The organism is Gordonia sp. 852002-10350_SCH5691597, from assembly GCF_001665715.1.
Classification (GTDB): domain Bacteria; phylum Actinomycetota; class Actinomycetes; order Mycobacteriales; family Mycobacteriaceae; genus Gordonia; species Gordonia sputi.
Genome location: NZ_LZMO01000260.1, coordinates 14,704 through 36,510, shown reverse-complemented (window position 1 = coordinate 36,510; position 21,807 = coordinate 14,704). Strand labels below are relative to the sequence as shown.

Sequence of the window (21,807 nt, the reverse complement as noted above, 5' to 3'; positions counted from 1 at the left end):
GCGATCGTCGACGACTCGGACGCCGGTGCGAGCAGTTGGATGACCGCGCCGGTACCTGCGTCCGCGGGGCCGACCATTGCCTCCTCGACGCCCTGCTCCTCGTTCTTCTCCTGGTGCAGGGTGACGAAGCCCAGATGGTCGGCGTACCACTGCTTCGCGGCGTCGAGATCGGGCACCGCGATACCGACGTGGTCGATGGCCACCACGAGGTCGGAGATGAGTGCTGTCGCGCCGGCGGAGCCGACCGCGGCTGCGGTGTCGGAATCGGATGCAACTGCCGATTCGACGGGGGGCACGGATGATGAGGGCGTCATGCGATAAAGGTAACGTTTAAGGCGTCATACGAACAGAGCGACCGCTCGGTTGGTCGCTGCCCAGTACTTGGAGGTCCTCATGTCCCCGGCAACAGATCAGGCGACGTCGGTGATCGTCGCCGGCGCGCGCACGCCGTTCGGTCGGCTCCTCGGCTCGCTGAAGGGCTTCAGCGGTGTCGATCTCGGTGCGATCGCCATCAAGGCTGCGCTCGAGCGCGGAGGCGTCCCGGCGTCAGCTGTCGACTATGTGATCATGGGCCAGGTGCTCACCGCAGGCGCGGGACAGATGCCCGCGCGTCAGACATCGGTGAAAGCCGGAATCGGGTGGGACGTTCCCGCGCTGACCATCAACAAGATGTGCTTGTCGGGCATCGACTCGATCGCGCTGGCCGACCAGCTCATCCGTGCCGGTGAGTTCGAGTGCGTCGTGGCCGGTGGCCAGGAGTCGATGACCCAGGCACCGCACCTGCTGCCGGGAAGCCGCAGCGGATTCAAGTACGGCAACACCGAACTCGTGGACCACACCGCATTCGACGGACTCTACGACGCCTTCACTGATCAGCCGATGGGTGCGCTGACCGAGCAGGGCAACGACACAGACGGCTTCACCCGCGCCGAGCAGGATGAGTTCGCTGCGCGTAGTCACCAGCTCGCCGCGACCGCGTGGAAGAACGGGCTGTTCGCCGACGAGGTCGTTCCGGTGAGCATCCCGCAGCGCAAGGGCGACCCGATCGAGTTTGCCGAGGACGAGGGTATTCGTGCCGACACCACTGCCGACACTCTCGCGGGACTGCGCCCGGCATTCCGCAAGGACGGCACCATCACCGCGGGCAACTCGTCGCAGATCTCCGACGGCGGCGCCGCCGTCGTCGTGATGAGCAAGGCGAAGGCCTCAGAACTCGGCCTGACGCCGCTCGCCGAGATCGGTCCGCACGGCGTGGTTGCGGGCCCCGACTCCTCGCTGCAGCTCCAGCCCGCCAACGCCATCGAAAAGGCTTGTGCGCGAGCGGGAATCACGCCAGCCGATCTCGACCTCGTCGAGATCAACGAGGCGTTCGCCGCGGTCGGTCTGGCCTCGACCAAGGCGCTCGGCATCAACCCCGACATCGTCAACGTCAACGGTGGGGCCATCGCGATCGGCCATCCCATCGGGACGTCCGGAGCACGCATCACGCTGCACCTCGCGCTGGAACTGCAGCGTCGGGGTGGGGGCGTCGGTGTTGCTGCGCTCTGTGGCGCGGGCGGTCAGGGCGACGCGCTCATCATTCGCGTGCCCAAGGCCTGAGGTCACTTCACCACGTTCGTGATCACGGATGCCTACTACGCCCTGTCGTAGTAGGCATCCGTGTCAGGCACAATGGGTTATATGAGGCAATTCTTCGACCTGTCCACCCCGGCCAAGCGCTTCCGGTTCGTCGCCGTACTCGAGGCAATCACCTGGGCCGCGCTGTTGGTGGCGATGTTCTTCAAGTGGGTGCTCGGCTACACCGAGGCCGTCGCGGTTCCCGGCATGGTGCACGGGATCGTCTTCGTCGTCTTCGTTCTGATCTCGATCGTCACCGCGGTGTCGTTGCGGTGGAGCCTCTCGGTTACCGCCCTCGCGCTGATCTCCAGCATCCCGCCGTTCGGCACGCTGGTGTTCGAGTGGTGGGCACGTCGCAACGGGCACCTGGCCGAGTTGTCGGGGCAGGTCGACGCCGAGTCGACGCCGCCCCAGTACGCGGCCTGACGTCCCGGTAAGCGACCCTGGTCGCTTCCGATTCCGCATCACTTGCAGAGGAGCCGACGATGATCGCCGCATTCAGTCTCACGCCGTCGGGTGGCGACGCCGTCGGTGACGACGGAGGCATGAGCGAAGCCGTCGCGGCGGCCGTGCGGGTGGTGCGCGAATCAGGTCTTCCACACCAGACCACCGCGATGTTCACCTACATCGAGGGTGACTGGGACGCGGTGATGGACGTGATCAAACGCGCCACCGACGCGGTCGGCGAACTCGCCCCGCGTGTGGGCCTCGTCATCAAGGCCGACATCCGCCCCGGCCACACCGACGAACTGACCGGCAAGGTCGACCGGGTGATGCGGCATCTGTCCTGACTCGGCCCGCGCGCCTGCTCGACGATCCACGCTGACGCGTGCGCGCGGTGCGGTCTCGGCGATCTTCTTCCTGAACGGCTTTCTCGCAGCGTTGTGGGTGGCCCACATTCCCGTCATCACCGCCCACACCGGCACCTCGCACGAGCAGCTCGGCGGGCTGCTGCTGTTGCTCGGCGGCTCGGCATTCGTCGGCATGCAGGTCAGCGGGCATGCTCTCGACAGATACGGTTCGCGCACCACGACTTTGGTCGCGGCGACGCTGCTGTGTCCGGTCATGATCGGGCCCGCGGTGGCGTCGAATACCGGTCAGCTCGCCGTCGCGCTCGTGCTCTTCGGGTTCGTCAACGGCAGCCTCGACGTCTCGATGAACGCCCAGGCCGTCGCGGTTGAGCGGGCGTATCGCCGACCGATCATGTCGTCGTTTCACGGGTTCTTCTCGCTCGGCGGCCTTGCCGGGTCGCTCGTCGTCGCCGCGACGTTGTGGGCGCAGGTCGGCGTCGTCGCGACTGTCGGGGTGTCGGCGCTACTCGGGCTGGTGCTCGTCGCGGTGTGTGCCCGCTCGCTCGTCGCGCCTGATGGTGGGGGATTGGTCGAAGCGGCCTCGGCGTCGGAGGCAGGTGGGTCGACAGACGACGATGCGTCGACGACAGGCGCGCGTTGGTGGCATGGACTGGACCTGCGTCGACTGGCAATCCTCGCGGCCGTGGCGTTTGCACTCATGCTGGCCGAGGGAACGGCATATGACTGGAGTGCGCTGCAGATCGTCGAAGATTTCGGTACGCGCGACGCGGTCGGCGCTGTGGCGTTCGGGGCGTTCAGTGCCGCGATGACATTTGCCCGCTTCGGCATCGACCCGATCGCTGGGCGGCTCGGCCCCGTCTGGGTGGTACGGGTGGGTTCGGCGCTCGGCATCTGTGGAATCACCTTGGCGATTCTCGCTCCCGAACCGGTCATCGCGATCGTCGGCTGGACCATCTTCGGCGTCGGTCTCGCCGGGCTGATCCCGCAGATCTTCACGGCTGCAGGCAATCTCACGACTTCGTCGAGCGGACGTGCCATCTCTACCGTGGTCGGCTGCGGCTACCTCGGGATGCTGTCGGGACCTGCGATCGTCGGGTTCATCGCGGGTCACTCGGGGGTGTCGGTCGGCCTGACACCCGTCATCGGCGCGCTGGTCTTCGCGTTGGTGGCAGCGCCGGTGGTACGTCCGGCCGCACGACCGGTGAGTGGTCGGGACGTCCGTGACACACTAGAGGGGTGACACGACCGACCCCCAGGCCTCAGGGAAATGCAGCACGCACTCAGGCCGGCGCCGCAGCACGTCAGCAAGCCGCCGCGACAGTTGCCATGTCAGGTGCAGTCGACCTCTCCGCACTGAAGGAGAAGGCCGAGGCGCAACGAGCACAGGCGCGTCAACCCGCCGCGGCAGCCCAGCGGCCCAGCGCTGGAGCGGCGCCGACCGGCGGCAACGTGATCGACGTGACGGATGCGACCTTCGAGACCGAGGTCCTCGCCCGGTCGACGAGACAGCTTGTCCTGGTCGATCTCTGGGCGGAGTGGTGCGGTCCGTGTAAGCAGTTGTCGCCGGTGTTGGAGAAGCTCGCCAACGCCTCTGGCGGCGCCTGGGTCCTCGCCAAGATCGATGTCGACGCGAACCCGCAGATCGCGCAGGCCTTCGGTGTGCAGTCGATTCCGACGGTTGTCGCACTCGCCGCCGGTCAGCCCGTCGCCGCCTTCAATGGCGCGCGTCCTGAGGCCGAGATCGTCGACTGGATCGATCAGATCCTCGCCCAGGTCGGCGGTGCGCTCGCTGGGGCTCCTGCCCCCGAGGCAGAGCAGGAGATCGCCGACGATCCGCGCATGGCCGCCGCCGAGGACAAGATGAACGCGGGCGACTTCGATGGCGCGCTCGCCGACTACCGCGCCATCGCCGAGGCCGAGCCCGACAACGTCGAGGCCGCATCGTTGGTGCGCAACCTCGACTTCATGCTCCGTGCCCAGGCTCATGACCCGGCGATCGTCGAGAACGCCGCTGCGACAGACGTCGACGCCCAGCTCGCGGCTGCGGATGTACTGCTACTCGGTCAGGATCCCGAGGGAGCATTCACGCGCATCATCGACGTGGTGAAGGCGACCTCCGGCGACGACCGCACGCGTGCGCGGACCCGGCTGCTCGAGCTGTTCGAGCTGTTCGACCCTGCCGAGCCCTTCGTGGTGGCCGCTCGTCGAAAGCTGGCTGCCGCGCTGTTCTGACTCGCTTCCCGAGGTTCGTCGGCGATCTTCGCTCATGGCTGACGCTGTAGATCCCCGAAGCATGCAGCCCTCGGGGCTCCTCGTCGTGCACCGCACGCCTTTTTGCGGTGGACGAGCGATAGTCGGGATATAGTCACTTCGTTGCGGCAGAGCTGGCAGGGGGACACGATGCATAAATTCTTTGAGTCCGAACTCCTCAAGAACTTGACATCGATTTCTGCGGTCGTGGTTTCGATTATTGCCTTAGTATTTGCAGTGCTCTCTTATTCGAATGCTAAATCAGCTGTGGCGATCCAGACCGAGGCAGCAAAAAGGCAAGGTGACTATCTTCAGCTCTATGCTGGGTATGTGCGGCTCTATCTTCCAGGAGATTCGCACTATAGGAGCTATCAGCGTGCGGACGACGGTTCGCTGACCGAGATTCCGGCAGGGGACTGGACGAAGGCGACGGCGCGCGGTATCACGTTGCGAATGAACAATGAAGGTCAACAGGACGCCTTTCTTGGCGGCGTCTATCTTTCGTATGGTGCAGATTTTTACCTGGACGAAAGTAAGTTGAATGTGAAATGTACGAACACGGGTGCACAGAACTGGGCACCGTGTCCGCAAGTGATTGCCGCGCACGACGGATACTCGGTCGCATTGGATATTCCGGATGACTTTTCATCGAGGCTGAGTGCAGAAGAACGATTGAAGGGCCTGACTGTTTGTGCTTCGTCCCGCACAGGGAAGTCGGCCTGTGTTGATCTCGGTGTCGTAATCCCGGCGGAAAGTTAGCGGCAATGCCCGCGCCGCGAAAAGATCCGGGGCGCTCACAGTACATCGCACGTTGAGCGTCATTCTGCCGGTGCGAGCCAGATCGCCGAGTTGGCAGGAATCGTGACCGACGCCGAGACCGGCCTCCCGTGCCAGCCCTCGCCGTCGGCCTCGACCGCGCCCAGATTGCCCCTACCCGCGCCGCTGTAGGCGGCGGCGTCGGTGTTGAGGATCTCGATCCAGGTACCGGCGCGGGGAAGTCCCACTCGGTAGTCGCTGCGGTCGGCACCGGAGAAATTGAACAGGCACGCCACCACCGAGCCATCGGAACCCCATCGCAGGAAGCTGATGACGTTGTTCGCGGTGTCGTTCGCGTCGATCCACTCGTAGCCCTGGGGATCGGTGTCTTGCGTGAACAGGGCGGGGCGCTCGCGGTAGACCCGATTGAGATCGGTGGTCAGCGCCGAGATCCCCTGGTGCAGTTCGCCTTCCCAGCCCTGTAGCTGATACCAGTCCAAGCTGCGGTTGTCGGCCCACTCGGCGGTCTGACCGAACTCCTGGCCCATGAACAGCAGTTGTTTTCCGGGGTGCGACCACTGGTATGCGAGGAACACACGCACGCCTGCGGCTTTCGTCCAGGAGTCGCCGGGCATCCGGCTCCACAGCGTGCCCTTGCCGTGCACCACCTCGTCGTGTGAGAGCGGGAGCACGAAGTTCTCACTCCACGCGTACATCAGCGAGAACGTGATCTCGTGGTGATGGAAGCTGCGGTGGATCTGGTCGCGCCCCAGATAGCCCAGCGTGTCGTGCATCCAGCCCATGTTCCATTTGAGGCTGAAACCCAGTCCGCCGAGGTCGGTCATGCGTGTCACGCCGGGCCAGGCCGTCGACTCCTCGGCGACGGTCACCGCGCCGGGGAAGAGTTTGTGGACCGTCGCGTTGGTCTCCTGCAGGAACTGCACGGCCTCGAGATTCTCTCTGCCGCCGTAGATGTTCGGTCGCCAGCCGCCCGCCGGCCGTGAGTAATCGAGGTAGAGCATCGACGCCACCGCGTCGACGCGCAGTCCGTCGACGTGGAATTCGTCGATCCAATAGAGTGCGTTGGCGACGAGGAAGTTGCGCACTTCGCGTCGCCCGAAGTCGAAAACGTATGTGCCCCAGTCGAGTTGCTCGCCCCGCATCGGGTCGGCGTTCTCGTAGAGTGGTGTGCCGTCGAAGCGGGCCAGCGCCCATTCGTCCTTGGGGAAGTGTGCGGGGACCCAGTCGATGAGCACCGAGATTCCCAACGAATGCAGATGGTCGACCAGGTAACGGAAGTCGTCGGGCTTGCCGAAGCGGGCCGTCGGCGCGTAGTACGACGTGACCTGATATCCCCACGAGCCACCGAACGGGTGCTCCGCGACGGGCAGGAACTCGACGTGGGTGAAGCCCTTCTCGATCACATAGGCGCCGAGTTGCTCAGCGAGTTCGCGGTAGTCGAGCCCCTTGCGCCATGAACCCAGATGCACCTCGTACACGCTCATCGGTTCACGTGTCGGTTCGCTCTCGATCCGACGCTCGATCCAGTCGTCGTCGGACCAGACGAAATTCGAGCGGGTGACCACCGACGCGGTGGCGGGCGGAACCTCCGTGCGCCTGGCCATCGGGTCGGCTTTGTCGTGGAGAGTGCCGTCGGCGCCGTGGATGCGGAACTTGTACAGCGTGCCCTCGCCGACGTCGGGGATGAACAACTCCCACACGCCCGACGGCCCCATCGATCGCATGGGCGTCGACCGTCCGCTCCAGCCGTCGAAATCACCGATCACGACGACGCCATGCGCGTTGGGTGCCCACACGGAGAACGTCGTGCCGGGAACGTCGCCGTCTGGTGTGGTGTAGGTGACGGTGTGCGCGCCGAGAACCTTCCAGAGCTCCTCGTGCCTGCCCTCGGAGAACAGATGCAGATCGAGGTCACCGATGCTCGGGAGGAACCGATAACCGTCGGCGACGACGAACTCTGTTGTGCCGCCGTGCCCGTCGGGGTAGACGACTCGATAGCGGTAGTCGATGAGGTCGGTGATCGGTACGGTGACGACGAACAGGTCGTCGGTCTGATGGTGCATCGGATAGTCGACGCCGCCGATGACCGCTGACACCGAGATCGCGTTGGGACGCAGCGTCCGCAGGATCGTGTTACCCCCGGGCGCGTCGTGGGCGCCGAGGAACGAGTGCGGGTCGGGATGCGTCGTCGACATCAGACGTCGAAGGTCGTGGTCGGAAGCGAAGGGGTCGGGCTGCGTGCTGGTCACGGTGTGCTCACTGGATTCGGTAGGAGAGTCGGCGGGCGGCGTCGGGATTCAGGGGAGGAAGCGCGACGATGTGTGCGACGGCGCGCCATGGTTCGAGTCGTACGTAATTCGCCTGGCCCCAGCCGAATTCCTCACCGGAGACCTCGTCTCTGCCGACGAAGCGTTCCTGCCAGTCGAATCCGAGCGCGGGCATGTCGAGCCAGAGCGTCGACTCCTCGGCACCGAACGGATTGATGTTGACCACCACGACGACACGGTCACCTGACACCGGGTCGAGCTTGGAGTAGGCGATCAGAGCCGGGTTGTCGAGGTGGTGAAAGGTGATGTTGCGCAACTGCTGCAGGGCCGGATGGCGTCGGCGGATCGCATTGAGTGAGGTGATCCACGGTTCGAGTGACTCGCCGCGACTCGCGGCTCCCTTGTAGTCGCGTGGGCGGAGTTCGTACTTCTCGGAATTGAGGTACTCCTCGCTGCCCTCGCGCACGGGCAGGTGCTCGTACAGCTCATAGCCGCTGTAGACACCCCAGGTCGGCGACAAGGTGGCGGCCAGTGCCGCGCGTAGCGCGAACATGCCCGGTCCGCCGTGCTGCAGGCTCTCATGCAGGATGTCAGGGGTATTGACGAAGAGGTTGGGGCGCGACTCGTCGGCGTGCGAGGCGATCTCGCGGCCGAACTCCTCGAGTTCCCACTTCGCGGTCTTCCAGGTGAAGTAGGTGTAGGACTGTGTGAAACCAAGGCGTGCAAGGCCATAGAGTCGTGCAGGTCTGGTGAATGCCTCCGCGAGGAACAGCACGTCGCGGTCGCGCTTTTTGACCTCGGTGATCAGCCACTCCCAGAAGTTCGGTGGCTTGGTGTGCGGGTTGTCGACCCGAAAGATCTTGACGCCCAACTTGTTCCACGCGAGCACCACCTCGAGTACCGCACGGTAGATGCCGTTGCGATCGTTGTCGAAGTTCAGTGGGTAGATGTCCTGGTACTTCTTCGGCGGATTCTCGGCGTAGGCGATCGTGCCGTCCGGCAGGGTGGTGAACCAGTCGGGATGCTCGGTCGCCCACGGATGGTCGGGGGCGGTCTGCAGGGCCAGATCGAGTGCGACCTCCATGCCGAGTTCGCTTGCGCGAGAGAGGAAATACTCGAAGTCCTCCTGCGAGCCGAGCTGTGGGTGGATCGCGTCGTGACCACCCTGCGCCGACCCGATCGCCCACGGCGATCCGACGTCGTTCGGCGCCGCGACCAACGTGTTGTTGGGCCCCTTGCGGTTGACCTCGCCGATCGGGTGGATTGGCGGCAGGTAGACCACATCGAATCCCATGTCGGCGATGCGCGAGAGATCTTGAGCCGCGGTCAGGAACGTGCCGTGCACGGGGTTGCCGTCGTTGTCCCAGCCGCCCGTCGATCGCGGGAACATCTCGTACCACGATCCGTAGAGCGCGCGACGTCGGTCGGTCCAAATCCGCAGATTACGACTCTTGGTCACGAGTTCACGCACGGGATGTGCGTCGAGAAGGTCGACGACCTCGTCGGACAACGCAATTCCCACGCGATTCTCGACGCGTCTGCGCCTCGAGCGAAGTGAGTCGACGGCGTCGAGTAACAACTGGCGGTCGGTACCGTCGACCTGTTGCGCCGCTTCGCCGAGAATCCGTGCGCCGGTCTCGAGGTCATTGGCGAGGTCCTCCGCACCCTGACCGGCGTCGATCTTCTTGGTGACCGCCGACCGCCACGTCGCGTACGGATCACTCCACGCCTCGATGCGGAAGGTCCAGTAGCCGACAGCGTCGGGAACTATGGCCGCGTTGAAGGCGTCGGGTTCCGTCGCGGGTGACATGCGGACGTCGAACGAGGTGCGGTAGGGCGTTTCGACGTGCAGGGTGACGCCGAGTGCGTCGTGTCCCTCTCGCCACGCGGTCGCGCTGATCGGGATCAATTCTCCGACAACGCATTTGGCAGGGTATTGCCCTGCGGAGACCAATGGTTGGATGTCGTCGATGCCCATCCGGCCGATCACTTCGGCCCCCTCTCGTCAGCGGCCACGCGCAGGGCCGGGAGTCCTCATCGATCCCACAGTGTTGCGTTCACTCTAGTGGCGTTGAGTTCAACACTAGTGACGTCGCCGGGTCGTGATGCCGAATCCGGGCGTCAGACTCACCGTAGCCGTACGGCGGCCAGTCTGCCGAGTGCCGCGCGGACCACGTCGGGGTCGGTCGTGCGCCAGAACGGCGGCATGGATGCGAGGAGATAACCGCCGTATCCTGCCGTCGCCAGACGCGAATCGAGGACGGCGACCACGCCGCGGTCGTCGACCGACCGCAGGAGTCGCCCGGCGCCCTGCGCCAGCAGCAACGCAGCGTGATTGGCTGCGACCGACAGGAATCCGTTTCCTCCCCGCGACGTGACTGCGCGCTGGCGGGCACCGAGTAGGGGATCGTCGGGGCGCGGGAACGGAATGCGGTCGATGATCACCAGCGACAACGACGGGCCGGGGACGTCGACGCCCTGCCACAGCGACAGCGTGCCGAACAGGCAGGTCCGCGGGTCGTCGGCGAAGCGTGCGACGAGCGCTGCGGTGGTGTCGTCGCCCTGGCACAGGATGGGGAGATCACTGCGCGCGCGAAGCGCCTCGCTGGCCTCGCGGGCGGCGCGCATCGACGAGAACAGCCCGAGCGTACGACCACCCGCGGCCTCGGTAAGCGCGGCGAGCTCGTCGAGTGTTGCGGCGGCGATGGAGTCGCGTCCAGGTCGGGGTAGATGACGTGCGACGTAGAGGATCGCCGAGCGTGGGTAGTCGAACGGTGAGCCGGCGTCGAGGCCCGTCCACCGCATCGGCGAACCATCGGAGGGCGCGGCGCTGCCCGTTGCGGTGACGTCGCGTGCGGGTGTGTCGTTGCGTGCCCCACCGTCGTTGCGTGTTGCGCCGAGCGCGATGTCGTCGGCGATGGGGGTGTCGGTGCCGCGGCCCGCTGCCGGCAGCCCCCACGTGGCTGCGAGAGCGTCGAAGGAGCCGCCGATGGTCAGTGTCGCGGAGGTGAGGATGACGGTCGACTCGGTGAACAGCGTCGCGCGCAGCAGTCCGCCGACCGACAGCGGTGCTATGTGCAGCACGGTGCGCGTCGACGATTCCGATCGGCCGGTGCGTTCTTCTGCCACCCAGACGACGTCGCGTCGTTTCGCCGGGTCGGGTTCGTCGAAGGCGCCGAGTACACGGACGGCGGTGTCGTGGAGTTCTTCCAACGAGGTCAGCGCAGCCGACCGTGCCGCGCCCTGGCCGTCGTCGGCGCCGCCCGGTCCGCGGGCGGGACCGATGGCCGAACGCGCCAGCCACAACCGATCTCGCAGCGTCGCCAGAACCAGCGCGGCATCCGCGGGCATGGCGGTCCACTCGCGCTTGGGGGCGTCGTCAAGCATGTCGCCGAGTTGCTCGCCCGCGCCGATCAGCGCGTCGACGGTTTCCTCGTCGATGAGCTTGCCGCAGCGTCGGGCGGCCACCGCGATCGAGGCGGCAGAGAGGTCGGATGTCGACACCGAAGTGATGCGGTCGACGAGGTCGTGAGCCTCGTCGACGATCACCACATGGTGGTCGGGCAGCACGTTGGCCGGACTCATCGCGTCGATCGCCAACAGTGCGTGATTGGTCACCACGACGTCGACCTGCCCCGACTTGCGCCGTGCCCGTTCGGCGAAGCAGTCCTCTGCATACGAGCAGTTCGACGCCCCGAGACACTCGCGCGAGGTGACGCTGACCTGCCGCCACGATCGGTCGGTGACGCCGGGGGAGAGGTCGTCGCGGTCGCCCGTGTCGGTGTCGGAGACCCACTCGCGCAGGCGCGTGACCTCTCGGCCGGTGCGTGAGAGTTCGAACGCGTCGAACAGCTCGGTGTCCGGCTCCTCGACGGTCCCGGCGTGAATCTTGTTCAGGCACAGGTAGTTTCCGCGACCCTTGAGGATCGCGAATGTCGGCTCGCGGCCGAGCGCACCCTTGAGAGCTTTGGAGAGCCGGGGCAGGTCGCGCTCGACGAGTTGGCGCTGCAGTGCGATGGTCGCCGTGGAGACCACCACGGTGTCGCCGGACTCGACGGCGTGCCGGATGGCAGGCACCAGGTAGGCCAACGACTTTCCCGTGCCCGTACCCGCCTGCACTGCGAGGTGCTGGCCGGTGTCGATCGCGTTGGCGACGGCGGAGGCCATGCGGACCTGCCCGTCGCGGCGTTTGCCCGACAGCGCGGTCACGGCGGTGTCGAGGAGGGCGGTCACCGGCGGCAGCCCGGTCGCCCGCGAGGTGGTTGGCCCCGCGGCGTCCGATTTGGCGGCATTCGCTACAGATAGATCGGTCACTAGGAAGCGGCCTGTCCGCCGTAGACCAGATCGCCCACGAGCGTGACGCCGGCGTCGCGCATGCTTGTCAGCGCGGCGTTGGCGGTCGGTTCGGAGACTGCCGCAGTGAAGTTCAACAAGACGCGGGTGTCGAATCCCTCGTTCGCGGCGTCGATCGCAGTGGCGCGTACGCAGTGATCGGTCGCGATGCCGACCACGTCGACACTGCGCACGTCATGGGCGCGCAGCCAGTCCGTGAGCGTGGTGCCGTCGTCCGAAGCGCCCTCGAATCCGGAGTACGCCGCGCTATAGGCACCCTTGGAGAACACCTCTTGGACCGCGGAGGTATCGAACTCGGGCGAGAACACGACGCCGTCCGTCCCGACCCTGCAGTGCGGCGGCCAGGTGTCCACGAAGTCGGGATCGTCGGAGAAATGTGCGCCCGGATCGATATGGTAGTCACGCGTGGCCACGACGATGCCGTAGTCGTCCGTCAATGACCTCAGCGACCGCGCGACCGCAGTGCCGCCGTTCACGCCCAGTGCGCCACCCTCACAGAAGTCGTTTTGGACGTCGACGACGATGAGCGCTTGGGCTGGACTGACGTCGTCGTCGAAGTGTGGGCTGGACATTCCGATCTCCTCGGGTCGTGGCTGGGCTGCTGTGTGATCGGCTGCTGTGTGATCGGTTGTGGTTGCTCGTGTGCTCAGGTGTTTGAGTAGTTGGGTTGCTCGCTACCGGTTCGATGCTTGGACGTGGGCGGGTGGGGATCGGTTCCCTCGGCTGTCAGCCGAGTTGGAAACGCGTCGGTACGGCGGGATCGCCGTGCGAGAGTCCCAGTCCCTCCCACGGCAGGCTGACCAGACCTTCGGCGAGGAACGCGCGCGCGTCGTCGAGCGTCGGAAGGTCGTCGACGCGCCGCCCACCGCGAACCAGCGGGATCTGCAGGGGTCGGACGACGTGTCCCGGAACGTCCGGTGTCGGTGTTCCGGTGCGGTAGAGGATCTCCTCGACGATGGTCCCGGTCGGCCGCGCGACCCGCACGGCATTCTTCGCGCCGCCCTTCGACTCCTTGTGGCTGGCGCGTTTGGTGACGGGGATGCCGTCGACCTCGACCAACTTGTAGACCATGCCGGCCGTCGGAGCACCGCTGCCGGTGACCAACGACGTACCGACGCCGTAGGTGTCGACCGGCTCGGCGCGCAGTGACGCGATCGCGTACTCATCGAGATCACCGGAGACGACGATCTTGGTGTTCGGGGCACCCAGCTCGTCGAGTTGCTCGCGGACCTGCCGTGCCAACACGCCGAGATCGCCGGAATCGATACGGACTGCACCGAGCTCGGGACCGGCCACCTCGACGGCGTTGCGCACGCCCTGGGTGATGTCGAAGGTGTCGACGAGAAGTGTGGTGCCGACGCCGAGTGTCTCGATCTGCGCGGCGAATGCTGCCTTCTCGTTGGGGCCCTCGGGATCGGTGAACGAGAGAGTGAACGAGTGCGCCGCGGTTCCCGCGCTCGGCACGCCGTAGGTACGCGCCGCCTCGAGGTTCGACGTTGCCGCGACACCCGCGAGGTAGGCGGCCCGTGCGCTCGCCACGGCCGCCCACTCATGCGTGCGACGCGATCCCATCTCGATGATCGGGCGCCTGCTGGCCGCGCTGACCATGCGGGCGGCCGCGGAGGCAATGGCGCTGTCATGGTTGAGGATCGACAAGATCAGCGTCTCGAGTACCACTGCCTCGGCGAAGGTTCCGCGCACGGTGAGGATCGGCGAGTTGGGGAAGTACAGCTCACCCTCGCGATATCCGTCGATGTCGCCGGTGAACTCGTAGTTGCGCAGCCACTCGACGGTCTCGTCGTCGAGGAAGCGTTCGACGACGGCGATCTCGTCGTCGCCGAAGCGGAACTGCGTCAGCGCGTCGAGGATACGAGCGGTGCCCGCGACGACCCCGTACCGGCGGCCGTCGGGGAGACGGCGCGCGAACACCTCGAACACGCACTGCCGGTGTGCGATCGGGTGCCGCAGCGCGGCGGAGACCATGGTGAGCTCGTACTGGTCGGTGAGCAGGGCGGTGTTGCGGATGGTCACGATCCCTTACCCTAGTTTGTATGGCGCCTGACGATATTCGTGCGCATGAGGCTACCCCCGGAAGTGGCGGCGGCAGCGGTGGCACGGCCGTTGCCGACCCGGCCGTTGCCGACGCCGCGTCGGCGTTCGACCGACCCTGGGTGACCATCGTCTGGGACGATCCGGTCAATCTGATGCGCTATGTGACCTTCGTCTTCCAGAAGGTCTTCGGATACTCCGAATCCAAGGCGAACCAGCTCATGATGCAGGTGCACACCGAGGGCAAAGCCGTGGTGTCGTCGGGCGACCGCGACAAGATGGAATCCGACGTGACCAAACTGCACGCCGCGGGTTTGTGGGCGACGATGCAGCGCGACAGCTAGCAGCGGGCGGGACATACGAGTGCGCGTTTTCAAACGCAAGGGCCGAGGACGCTCGGTGCGGTACACGACGTCGTTGGAGTCTCACGAGTCCGAGCTCCTCGCGTCGATGGTGGCGTCGATGTCGGAGTTGCTCACGGAACGTGAGGCGAGCGCGCCGCGTGACGACCTCGCCGAGCTGACCGGCATCCGGACCGGACACTCGAGCGCCCCGACGGATGCGACCCTCGGCCGTTTGCTTCCCGACTTTCATCGTCCCGATCAGGACACCGAACTCACCGCGGACGCCGTGAACGGGCGGCTCAACGCGGCACTGCGCAGCGTCAACGAACCCAAGATCATCGACGCCAAGCTCGCGGCGTCGACGACGATGCTCGCGTCCCTGCCCGACGGCGGCGGCGACGTCTCGCTCACCGAGGAGGAGGCGAGGTGCTGGCTGACCGCGCTCAACGACGTCCGCCTCGCGCTGGGCGCAATGCTCGGGATCTCCGAGGACACCCCCGACCAGCTCCCGCCCGACCGTCCGCACGCCGCCCACCTCGACGTCTACCACTGGCTGACCGTCATCCAGGAGCTGCTCGTCGAGGCGATGATGTGATGACCGGCTGGGCTCCCGCCGGTGATCGCATCACCGATGTGGCAGGCATCGCCGTCGGTCATCACCACCTCGTCGATGCAGACGCCACGCTCGGCCTCGGCGGACCCGACGATCCGCCCGGAACGGGGTGGGCGACAGGTACGACGGTCGTGGTCGTCAGCACGCCAGATGGAGCGACCCGTGCCCCGACGGCGGCTGTCGACGTGCGGGGCGGCGGACCGGGGACTCGCGAGACAGACCTGCTCGATCCGTCGAACACCGTCACCACGGTGCACGCGATAGTCCTCACGGGCGGCAGCGCCTACGGACTTGCCGCTGCGGACGGGGTGATGGCCGGGCTCGAGGAGTCGGGTCGTGGCTTGCCGATGAACGCCCAGGGTGGCGTGGTCCCGATCGTTCCGGGGGCCGTCATCTTCGACCTCCCGATGGGCGGGTGGGCCAACCGTCCGGATGCGGGCTTCGGACACGCGGCGCTGCAGGCTGCGGGCGCCGAGGTCGCTCAGGGGAGTGTCGGCGGCGGGGCCGGCGCTCGGGCGGGTGGACTGAAAGGTGGAGTGGGTACGGCGTCGTCGCGCATCGAGACCGGCGCGGCTTCGGGGGTCACCGTCGGCGCGTTGATCGTCGCCAACCCGGTGGGCTCGGTGTTCGATCCGGCTACCGGATTGCCCTGGGGTGCAACAGAACACGACCTCGCTTACTACGGGCTCGCCCGCCCGGACAGCTCGGATGCCTCGCGACTGGCCGAGGTCGCTGCCAAACAGACGGTGCTCAACACGACGATCGGCGTGGTGGCGACCGACGCCGAACTCGACGTCGCGTCGGTACGTCGAATCGCGATGTCGGCGCACGACGGGCTCGCTCGCGCCATCCACCCCGTGCACTCGCCGCTCGACGGCGACACCATTTTCGCGGTTGCGACGGGAGCACATCCGACCGAGCCCGCGGCGTTCGTGCCGCCGGGGATGAACCCCGACGTTGCTGTCCTCGCCGAGATCTGCCGCGTCGCCGTGACGGTCACCCAACGCGCGATCGTCAACGCGGTGCTGGCCGCCGATTCGGTAGCAGGCGTACCCTCCTACGCCGACCTCGCGCCGTCGGCGATCACGACAACGGGCATCGCATAGCTGCTTGGTTTCGGAATAGCGGCGCCAAGCGGCACGTTGTTCGTCAAGACGTTTGTCCGTTCAGTTCGAGGAGAACGAGTGCTGCAGATCAGCCAGGAGTTGGTCGACGAGATGGTCGCGCATGCGCGCGCCGATCATCCGGACGAGGCGTGCGGGGTGATCGCAGGCGCGGAGGGCTCCGACCGTCCCGTCCGGTTCATCCCGATGGTCAACGCCGAGCGGTCGCCGACGTTCTACCGCTTCGATTCGACGGAGCAACTGAAGGTCTGGCGGGAGATGGGTCGCAACGACGAGGAGCCGATCGTCATCTATCACTCCCACACCGCCACCGAGGCATACCCGAGCCGCACCGACGTCTCCTACGCCAGTGAACCGCAGGCGCACTACGTCCTCGTGTCCACGCGCGACGCCGACGACACCGAGATCCGGAGTTACCGCATCATCGACGGTGATGTCACCGAAGAACCCATCGAGATCAGGAGCTGAATCAACCATGACGGTCACCGTGTCCATCCCGACCATCCTGCGTACGCACACCGGCGGCGAGAAGCGGGTCGAGGGTTCCGGCTCGACGCTGTCGGAGCTCATCGACAATCTCGAGACTGCCAACCCCGGCCTCAAGGAACGTCTGGTTGCCGCGGATGGTGCGGGCGCGGGCAAGCTGCACCGCTTCGTCAACATCTACGTCAACGACGAGGATGTGCGCTTCTCCGGTGGTCTCGCGACCACGATCGACGACGGCGATGAGGTCACCATCCTGCCTGCGGTCGCCGGCGGCGCACTGCCACAGCTGGGACGATAGGTATTTCGTGGCGCGCTACACGTCGCTGATCTCCTCCGTCGGAAACACGCCCCTGATCGGACTGCAACGTCTCTCACCGCGGTGGGACGACACCGACGATGGTCCGCACGTGCGGCTCTGGGCCAAGCTCGAGGATCGCAACCCGACCGGTTCGATCAAAGACCGACCGGCGCTGCGGATGATCGAGCAGGCAGAGGCCGACGGCCTACTGCAACCGGGGTCGACGATCCTCGAACCCACGAGCGGCAACACCGGCATCTCGCTGGCCATGGCCGCCAAGCTCAAGGGTTATCACCTGATCTGCGTGATGCCCGAGAACACCTCGGAGGAACGTCGGTCGCTGCTGCGCATGTACGGCGCCGAGGTGATCTCGTCACCCGCTGCGGGTGGTTCGAACACGGCGGTTCGGGTGGCCAAGGAGCTCGCCGCTGAGCATCCCGATTGGGTGATGCTCTACCAGTACGGCAACGAGGCAAACTGGCGCGCGCACTACGAGGGCACCGGCCCCGAGCTGTTCGCCGACCTTCCCGAGATCACCCACTTCGTCGCGGGTCTCGGCACCACGGGAACGTTGATGGGCGTCGGACGGTATCTGCGCGAACGCGACCCCGACATCGAGATCGTCGCGGCCGAACCGCGGTACGGCGACGAGGTGTACGGCCTGCGCAACATCGACGAGGGTTTTGTGCCCGAGCTGTACGACGAATCGGTGCTGACCCGCCGCTACTCCGTTCAGGGAGTCGACGCCGTCGCGCGGGTGCGCGAACTCATCGACCTCGAGGGTATTTTCGCCGGTGTGTCGACGGGCGCGATCCTGCAGGCCGCCCGCGGCATCGGCCGCAAGGCGCTCAAGGAGGGTCGACGCGCCGACATCGGATTGGTCGTGCCCGACGCGGGATGGAAGTATCTGTCCACCGGGGCGTACGACGGTAGCCTTGAGGATGCCGAGCAGGCACTCGAGGGACAGCTCTGGGCTTAGCTGGGGTGGTTTCGACTCGGGTGCTCGCTGCGCTCGCGCCCGGCTCAACCAGCGGGAGGAGCCAACCCGCTGGTCGAGCTTGTCGAGACCACCCGACGAAGGAAAGACGATGACACCGAGCACCACCCCCACGCGCGGCGCGCGGCCGCTGTGGGCGCGGTCGGCGATTGTGATGGCGTTCATCGTCGCGGTGCTCGTGATCGTCGAGGCGATCGACGCCGCGACGCACTACGACCTTGATCGCGCCGGTATCGAACCACGCCAGATCGACGGACTCGACGGCATCCTGTGGGCGCCGTTCCTGCATGCCGATTGGCAGCACCTGTTCGCCAACCTGATCCCGCTCGTCGTGCTGGGATTCATTCTGCTGCTGAGCAAACGCTTCCTCATCGTCACCGCAATCGTCTGGATCGTGTCGGGCATCGGTGTCTGGTTGTTCGCGCCGTCCTACAGCGTCACGGTCGGGGCGTCGGGCATCATTTTCGGTTGGCTGACATACCTGCTCGTGCGCGGACTCTTCAACCGCGACCTCGCGCAGATCGCGATCGGAGTCATCCTCTTTCTCATATACGGATCGGTGCTGTGGGGCGTGTTCCCAGGCACCTTCGGGGTCTCGTGGCAGGGACATCTGTTCGGCGCCATCGGCGGTGTACTCGCCGCGTGGTTCCTCACCGACCGAGATCGTCGCCGACGCCCGACGGCCTCATCGGGTCCTGTATCGCCGTATGGTCCGACAACACCGGGGGTGCGGTCATAGTCACCAAAACACGCGCCGACGCGCCTATCGGCATCTTTGATTCCGGCGTCGGTGGGCTGACCGTTGCCCGCGCGATCATCGACCAACTGCCCGATGAGGACATCGTCTACATCGGCGATACCGCGAACGGCCCGTACGGTCCGCTGACCATTCCGGAGATCCGACGACACGCCCTCGCGATCGGAGACGACCTCGCCGAGCGCGGGGTCAAGGCAATCGTGATCGCCTGCAACACCGCATCTGCGGCGTGCCTGCGTGACGCCCGCGAGCGCTACGCGCCGATCCCGGTGATCGAGGTGGTGTTGCCGGCGGTCCGTCGAGCCGTCGTTGCGACGAAGACCGGGCGCATCGGCGTGATCGGCACGGAGGCGACGATCTCCTCGTGCGCCTATCAGGACTCGTTCGCCGCCGCCCGCGACGCCCAGATCACCGCCGTCGCATGCCCGCGATTCGTCGATTTCGTCGAACGCGGCATCACCAGCGGCAGGCAGATCCTCGGTCTCGCGCAGGGGTATCTCGAGCCGCTGCAGGAGGCCGACGTCGACACGGTGGTCCTCGGATGCACCCACTATCCGTTGCTGTCGGGCGTGATCCAGTTGGCGATGGGCGACGAGGTGACGCTTGTGTCCAGCGCCGAGGAGACCGCCAAGGATCTGTTCCGTGTGCTCACCGAATCCGATCTGCTCCACCCGCACACCGGCCGCGAGGCGGTGCGCCACTTCCAGGCGACAGGCGACCCCGAGATGTTCGCGAAGCTGTCGAGTCGATTCCTTGGACCCGTTGTCCGATCGGTGGATCCGGTCTGACGTGCGGAGTGTCACCGACGTCGGATCGGTCACACGTCCGAGTCGGCGTGTCTTGTGACCGATAAGTGGTCTGCCCGCCATGTGCGCGTGGCAAGGTAGGTCGTATGCGTCTGACTGTCCTGGGCTGTTCGGGCAGTGTCGGTGGCCCCGGTGCGGCCTGCTCGGGCTACCTGCTTACCGTTCCCGGCCATCGACCCGTGCTCGTCGACTGCGGTCCCGGGGTGATGGGGGAACTCCAGCGGATTGTCGACCCGAACGAGGTCGACGTCGTGCTGAGCCATCTGCATGCCGATCACTGCGTCGACCTGCCCGCAATGCTGGTGTGGCGTCGGTACGCGCCGACGCCTGCGACCGGACTGGCATCGCTCTACGGGCCGACGGGTACCGCGTTGCGGATCGGGGCGGCGTCGAGTGAGTTCGGCGGTCAGATCGATGACATCAGCGATACGTTCGACGTCCACGAGTGGTCGGACAACATCGAGATCACGTTGGGCGGCATCACGATCGAACCCTTCCGCGTCGACCATCCGCCCGCCACGTTCGGACTGCGATGCACCGGCCCGGAGGGGCAGGTCATCGCCTACAGCGGCGACTCGGGTCCGTGTGACGCGGTGATCGATCTCGCAGCGGACGCCGACATCTTCATTTGTGAGGCGTCGTGGACGCACGCTCCGTCGGAGCGCCCTCCGCACCTGCATATGTCGGGCATCGAGGCGGGGGAGATGGCGACCAAGGCCGACGCGAAATCGCTCGCGATCACGCATGTCGCACCGTGGTCGGATGCCGAGGCGATCCTCGCCGAGGCGCGTAGCACCTACTCGGGGCCGGTCGGCCTCGTGCGTCAGGGCCAGGTGTTCGACCTGCCCGGGTGATCTCCTACAGTTGAGTTCGTGACCACACGAGCTGACGGCAGGGCCGACGACGAACTCCGTCCCATCACCATCACCCGCGGATTCACGTCGAATCCTGCGGGGTCGGTGCTGATCGAGTTCGGTCAGACACGGGTGATGTGTACCGCGAGTGTCACCGAGGGCGTTCCGCCCTGGCGCCGCGGGTCAGGACTCGGTTGGCTGACCGCCGAGTACTCGATGCTTCCCGCCGCCACCCACGAGCGTTCACGCCGCGAGTCGGTCAAGGGCAAGATCGGCGGACGTACCCACGAGATCAGTCGACTGATCGGACGTTCGCTGCGCGCGTGCATCGACCTGAGCGCGCTCGGCGAGAACACCGTCGCCCTCGACTGCGACGTCCTGCAGGCCGACGGCGGCACGCGCACCGCGTCGATCACCGGCGCCTACGTCGCACTCGCCGACGCGGTGACGTGGCTCAAAGCTGCTGGGCGACTGTCGGATCCGCAGCCGCTCTCGTGCATGATCGCCGCCGTCAGCGTCGGCGTCGTCGACGGGCGCGTGCGACTGGATCTCCCGTACGAGGAGGATTCGCGCGCTGAGGTCGACATGAACGTCGTCGCCACCGACGCCGGAACCCTCGTCGAGGTGCAGGGCACGGGCGAGGGCGCGACCTTCCCGCGTGCGACCCTCGACAAGCTCCTCGACATGGCTGAGATCGGGACGGACAAGCTGTTCGTGGCCCAGCGCGAGGCGCTCGCGCTTCCGTATCCCGGCACCCTGCCCGAGCCGGCCTGACCCCGATGTCGCAGGTACTCCTCGCGAGTCGTAACCGTAAGAAGCTGGCCGAGCTTCAGCGGGTCGTCGACGCCGCTGGCCTCACGGGCCTCGAGGTGATCGGGCTCGACGCCGTACCCGAGTATCCCGAAGAACCCGAGACGGGTGCGACGTTCGAGGACAACGCGTTGATCAAGGCCAGAGCGGGTGCGCGGTCAACCGGATTACCTTGTCTCGCAGACGATTCGGGAATCGAGATCGACGCACTCAACGGGATGCCCGGCGTGCTTTCGGCTCGATGGAGTGGCGTACACGGCGACGACGCGGCCAACAACGCACTCGTACTGGCGCAGCTTTCCGACACTCCAGACGGACGACGCGGCGCGGCGTTCGTGTCGGCGTGTGCCTTGGTGTCGCCGTCGGGCGACGAGACCGTCGTGTGCGGCGAGTGGCGCGGAGTGTTCGCGCGAGAACCGCAGGGCTCCAACGGATTTGGCTACGATCCGCTTTTCATTCCCGACGACGCGGTAGCTGCCGGACGCTCTGCCGCCGAGTTGGCACCGGCCGAGAAGGACGCACTGAGCCATCGCGGAAAAGCCTTGGCGCAGTTGGTTCCTGCGCTGCGCGCCCTGGCCTGAGGGTCGACGCGC

The 21,807-nt window shown here is 66.2% G+C and carries 23 protein-coding genes; 17 read left to right on the top strand and 6 right to left on the bottom strand.

The window, feature by feature from the left end:
- Positions 1-314, bottom strand: a 314-nt coding sequence (locus A5777_RS19405) for a VOC family protein (protein WP_231895119.1), incomplete at its 3' end; no start/stop codon positions are given.
- 79 nt (positions 315-393) lie between these two features.
- Between A5777_RS19405 and A5777_RS19400 the strand changes: the two genes are divergently transcribed.
- The 6 genes from A5777_RS19400 to A5777_RS19375 all read left to right on the top strand — a co-directional run bounded on the left by A5777_RS19400 (position 394) and on the right by A5777_RS19375 (position 5,438).
- Positions 394-1,599, top strand: a complete 1,206-nt coding sequence (locus tag A5777_RS19400; RefSeq protein ID WP_064863900.1) for an acetyl-CoA C-acetyltransferase — start codon at positions 394-396, stop codon at positions 1,597-1,599.
- Between the two features lie 72 nt (positions 1,600-1,671).
- Positions 1,672-2,043, top strand: coding sequence for a DUF3817 domain-containing protein (locus A5777_RS19395; protein ID WP_064863897.1), 372 nt, complete (start codon positions 1,672-1,674; stop codon positions 2,041-2,043).
- Positions 2,044-2,102: 59 nt separating this feature from the next.
- Positions 2,103-2,408, top strand: coding sequence for a thiamine-binding protein (locus A5777_RS19390; RefSeq protein WP_064863896.1), 306 nt, complete (start codon positions 2,103-2,105; stop codon positions 2,406-2,408).
- Positions 2,409-2,439: 31 nt separating this feature from the next.
- Complete coding sequence (locus tag A5777_RS19385; RefSeq protein ID WP_082933756.1) at positions 2,440-3,669, top strand: MFS transporter; 1,230 nt, start codon at positions 2,440-2,442, stop codon at positions 3,667-3,669.
- An 86-nt stretch (positions 3,670-3,755) separates the two neighbouring features.
- Complete coding sequence (gene trxA, locus A5777_RS19380) at positions 3,756-4,661, top strand: thioredoxin (protein ID WP_064863894.1); 906 nt, start codon at positions 3,756-3,758, stop codon at positions 4,659-4,661.
- 141 nt (positions 4,662-4,802) lie between these two features.
- Positions 4,803-5,438: a hypothetical protein gene (locus A5777_RS19375; protein WP_156529431.1), complete on the top strand. Its 636-nt coding sequence runs from the start codon at positions 4,803-4,805 to the stop codon at positions 5,436-5,438.
- 59 nt (positions 5,439-5,497) lie between these two features.
- Here the strand turns inward: A5777_RS19375 and glgB are convergent, their stop codons facing one another.
- The 5 genes from glgB to A5777_RS19350 all read right to left on the bottom strand — a co-directional run bounded on the left by glgB (position 5,498) and on the right by A5777_RS19350 (position 14,107).
- A complete protein-coding gene (glgB, locus tag A5777_RS19370; RefSeq protein ID WP_064863892.1) occupies positions 5,498-7,705 on the bottom strand; it encodes a 1,4-alpha-glucan branching protein GlgB in 2,208 nt (735 codons plus the stop codon).
- Positions 7,706-7,712: 7 nt separating this feature from the next.
- Positions 7,713-9,713 carry a maltotransferase domain-containing protein gene (locus tag A5777_RS19365; protein ID WP_064863891.1) on the bottom strand — a complete coding sequence of 667 codons (2,001 nt, stop codon included), beginning with the start codon at positions 9,711-9,713 and terminating at the stop codon, positions 7,713-7,715.
- Positions 9,714-9,850: 137 nt separating this feature from the next.
- Positions 9,851-11,965, bottom strand: coding sequence for an ATP-dependent DNA helicase (locus A5777_RS19360; RefSeq protein WP_064863899.1), 2,115 nt, complete (start codon positions 11,963-11,965; stop codon positions 9,851-9,853).
- Between the two features lie 71 nt (positions 11,966-12,036).
- Positions 12,037-12,648, bottom strand: coding sequence for an isochorismatase family protein (locus tag A5777_RS19355; RefSeq protein WP_064863890.1), 612 nt, complete (start codon positions 12,646-12,648; stop codon positions 12,037-12,039).
- Positions 12,649-12,802: 154 nt separating this feature from the next.
- Positions 12,803-14,107 (bottom strand): nicotinate phosphoribosyltransferase, encoded by a 1,305-nt coding sequence (locus A5777_RS19350; protein ID WP_064863889.1) that lies wholly within the window; start codon positions 14,105-14,107, stop codon positions 12,803-12,805.
- 20 nt (positions 14,108-14,127) lie between these two features.
- Here A5777_RS19350 and clpS point away from each other — a divergent pair, with 20 nt between their 5' ends.
- The 11 genes from clpS (at position 14,128) to rdgB (ending at position 21,795) form a co-directional block, all read left to right on the top strand.
- Positions 14,128-14,469: an ATP-dependent Clp protease adapter ClpS gene (clpS, locus tag A5777_RS19345; protein ID WP_039856542.1), complete on the top strand. Its 342-nt coding sequence runs from the start codon at positions 14,128-14,130 to the stop codon at positions 14,467-14,469.
- Positions 14,470-14,488: 19 nt separating this feature from the next.
- Positions 14,489-15,064 carry an oxidative stress transcriptional regulator AosR gene (gene aosR, locus A5777_RS19340; protein ID WP_064863888.1) on the top strand — a complete coding sequence of 192 codons (576 nt, stop codon included), beginning with the start codon at positions 14,489-14,491 and terminating at the stop codon, positions 15,062-15,064.
- The gene (locus A5777_RS19335; protein WP_064863887.1) at positions 15,064-16,188 is read left to right on the top strand and encodes a P1 family peptidase; all 1,125 of its coding nucleotides are present in this window, start codon (positions 15,064-15,066) and stop codon (positions 16,186-16,188) included. Before aosR ends, A5777_RS19335 begins: the two co-directional genes overlap by 1 nt.
- 78 nt (positions 16,189-16,266) lie before the next feature.
- Positions 16,267-16,674, top strand: coding sequence for a Mov34/MPN/PAD-1 family protein (locus A5777_RS19330; protein WP_064863886.1), 408 nt, complete (start codon positions 16,267-16,269; stop codon positions 16,672-16,674).
- 7 nt (positions 16,675-16,681) lie between these two features.
- On the top strand, positions 16,682-16,990 hold the full coding sequence (locus A5777_RS19325) for a MoaD/ThiS family protein (protein ID WP_049700921.1): 309 nt from the start codon (positions 16,682-16,684) through the stop codon (positions 16,988-16,990).
- Between the two features lie 7 nt (positions 16,991-16,997).
- Positions 16,998-17,969: a PLP-dependent cysteine synthase family protein gene (locus tag A5777_RS19320; protein ID WP_064863885.1), complete on the top strand. Its 972-nt coding sequence runs from the start codon at positions 16,998-17,000 to the stop codon at positions 17,967-17,969.
- Positions 17,970-18,078: 109 nt separating this feature from the next.
- The gene (locus A5777_RS19315) at positions 18,079-18,726 is read left to right on the top strand and encodes a rhomboid family intramembrane serine protease (RefSeq protein WP_064863884.1); all 648 of its coding nucleotides are present in this window, start codon (positions 18,079-18,081) and stop codon (positions 18,724-18,726) included.
- Complete coding sequence (murI, locus tag A5777_RS19310) at positions 18,723-19,532, top strand: glutamate racemase (protein ID WP_082933758.1); 810 nt, start codon at positions 18,723-18,725, stop codon at positions 19,530-19,532. Before A5777_RS19315 ends, murI begins: the two co-directional genes overlap by 4 nt.
- A 104-nt stretch (positions 19,533-19,636) precedes the next feature.
- Positions 19,637-20,404 (top strand): cyclic nucleotide-degrading phosphodiesterase, encoded by a 768-nt coding sequence (locus A5777_RS19305; protein WP_064863883.1) that lies wholly within the window; start codon positions 19,637-19,639, stop codon positions 20,402-20,404.
- 18 nt (positions 20,405-20,422) lie between these two features.
- Positions 20,423-21,178: a ribonuclease PH gene (gene rph / locus A5777_RS19300; RefSeq protein WP_005207819.1), complete on the top strand. Its 756-nt coding sequence runs from the start codon at positions 20,423-20,425 to the stop codon at positions 21,176-21,178.
- A gap of 5 nt (positions 21,179-21,183) precedes the next feature.
- Positions 21,184-21,795 carry an RdgB/HAM1 family non-canonical purine NTP pyrophosphatase gene (rdgB, locus tag A5777_RS19295; protein WP_064863882.1) on the top strand — a complete coding sequence of 204 codons (612 nt, stop codon included), beginning with the start codon at positions 21,184-21,186 and terminating at the stop codon, positions 21,793-21,795.
- Positions 21,796-21,807 lie beyond the last annotated feature (12 nt).

Coding starts and splice junctions, on each gene's coding strand:
- A5777_RS19400 (WP_064863900.1), top strand. CDS start 394: ATGTCCCCGGCAACAGATCAGGCGACGTCGGTGATCGTCGCCGGCGCG.
- A5777_RS19335 (WP_064863887.1), top strand. CDS start 15,064: ATGACCGGCTGGGCTCCCGCCGGTGATCGCATCACCGATGTGGCAGGC.
- rdgB (WP_064863882.1), top strand. CDS start 21,184: ATGTCGCAGGTACTCCTCGCGAGTCGTAACCGTAAGAAGCTGGCCGAG.
- A5777_RS19355 (WP_064863890.1), bottom strand. CDS start 12,648: ATGTCCAGCCCACACTTCGACGACGACGTCAGTCCAGCCCAAGCGCTC.
- clpS (WP_039856542.1), top strand. CDS start 14,128: ATGGCGCCTGACGATATTCGTGCGCATGAGGCTACCCCCGGAAGTGGC.
- A5777_RS19395 (WP_064863897.1), top strand. CDS start 1,672: ATGGGTTATATGAGGCAATTCTTCGACCTGTCCACCCCGGCCAAGCGC.
- A5777_RS19305 (WP_064863883.1), top strand. CDS start 19,637: ATGCGTCTGACTGTCCTGGGCTGTTCGGGCAGTGTCGGTGGCCCCGGT.
- A5777_RS19390 (WP_064863896.1), top strand. CDS start 2,103: ATGATCGCCGCATTCAGTCTCACGCCGTCGGGTGGCGACGCCGTCGGT.
- A5777_RS19325 (WP_049700921.1), top strand. CDS start 16,682: ATGACGGTCACCGTGTCCATCCCGACCATCCTGCGTACGCACACCGGC.
- A5777_RS19315 (WP_064863884.1), top strand. CDS start 18,079: ATGACACCGAGCACCACCCCCACGCGCGGCGCGCGGCCGCTGTGGGCG.
- trxA (WP_064863894.1), top strand. CDS start 3,756: ATGTCAGGTGCAGTCGACCTCTCCGCACTGAAGGAGAAGGCCGAGGCG.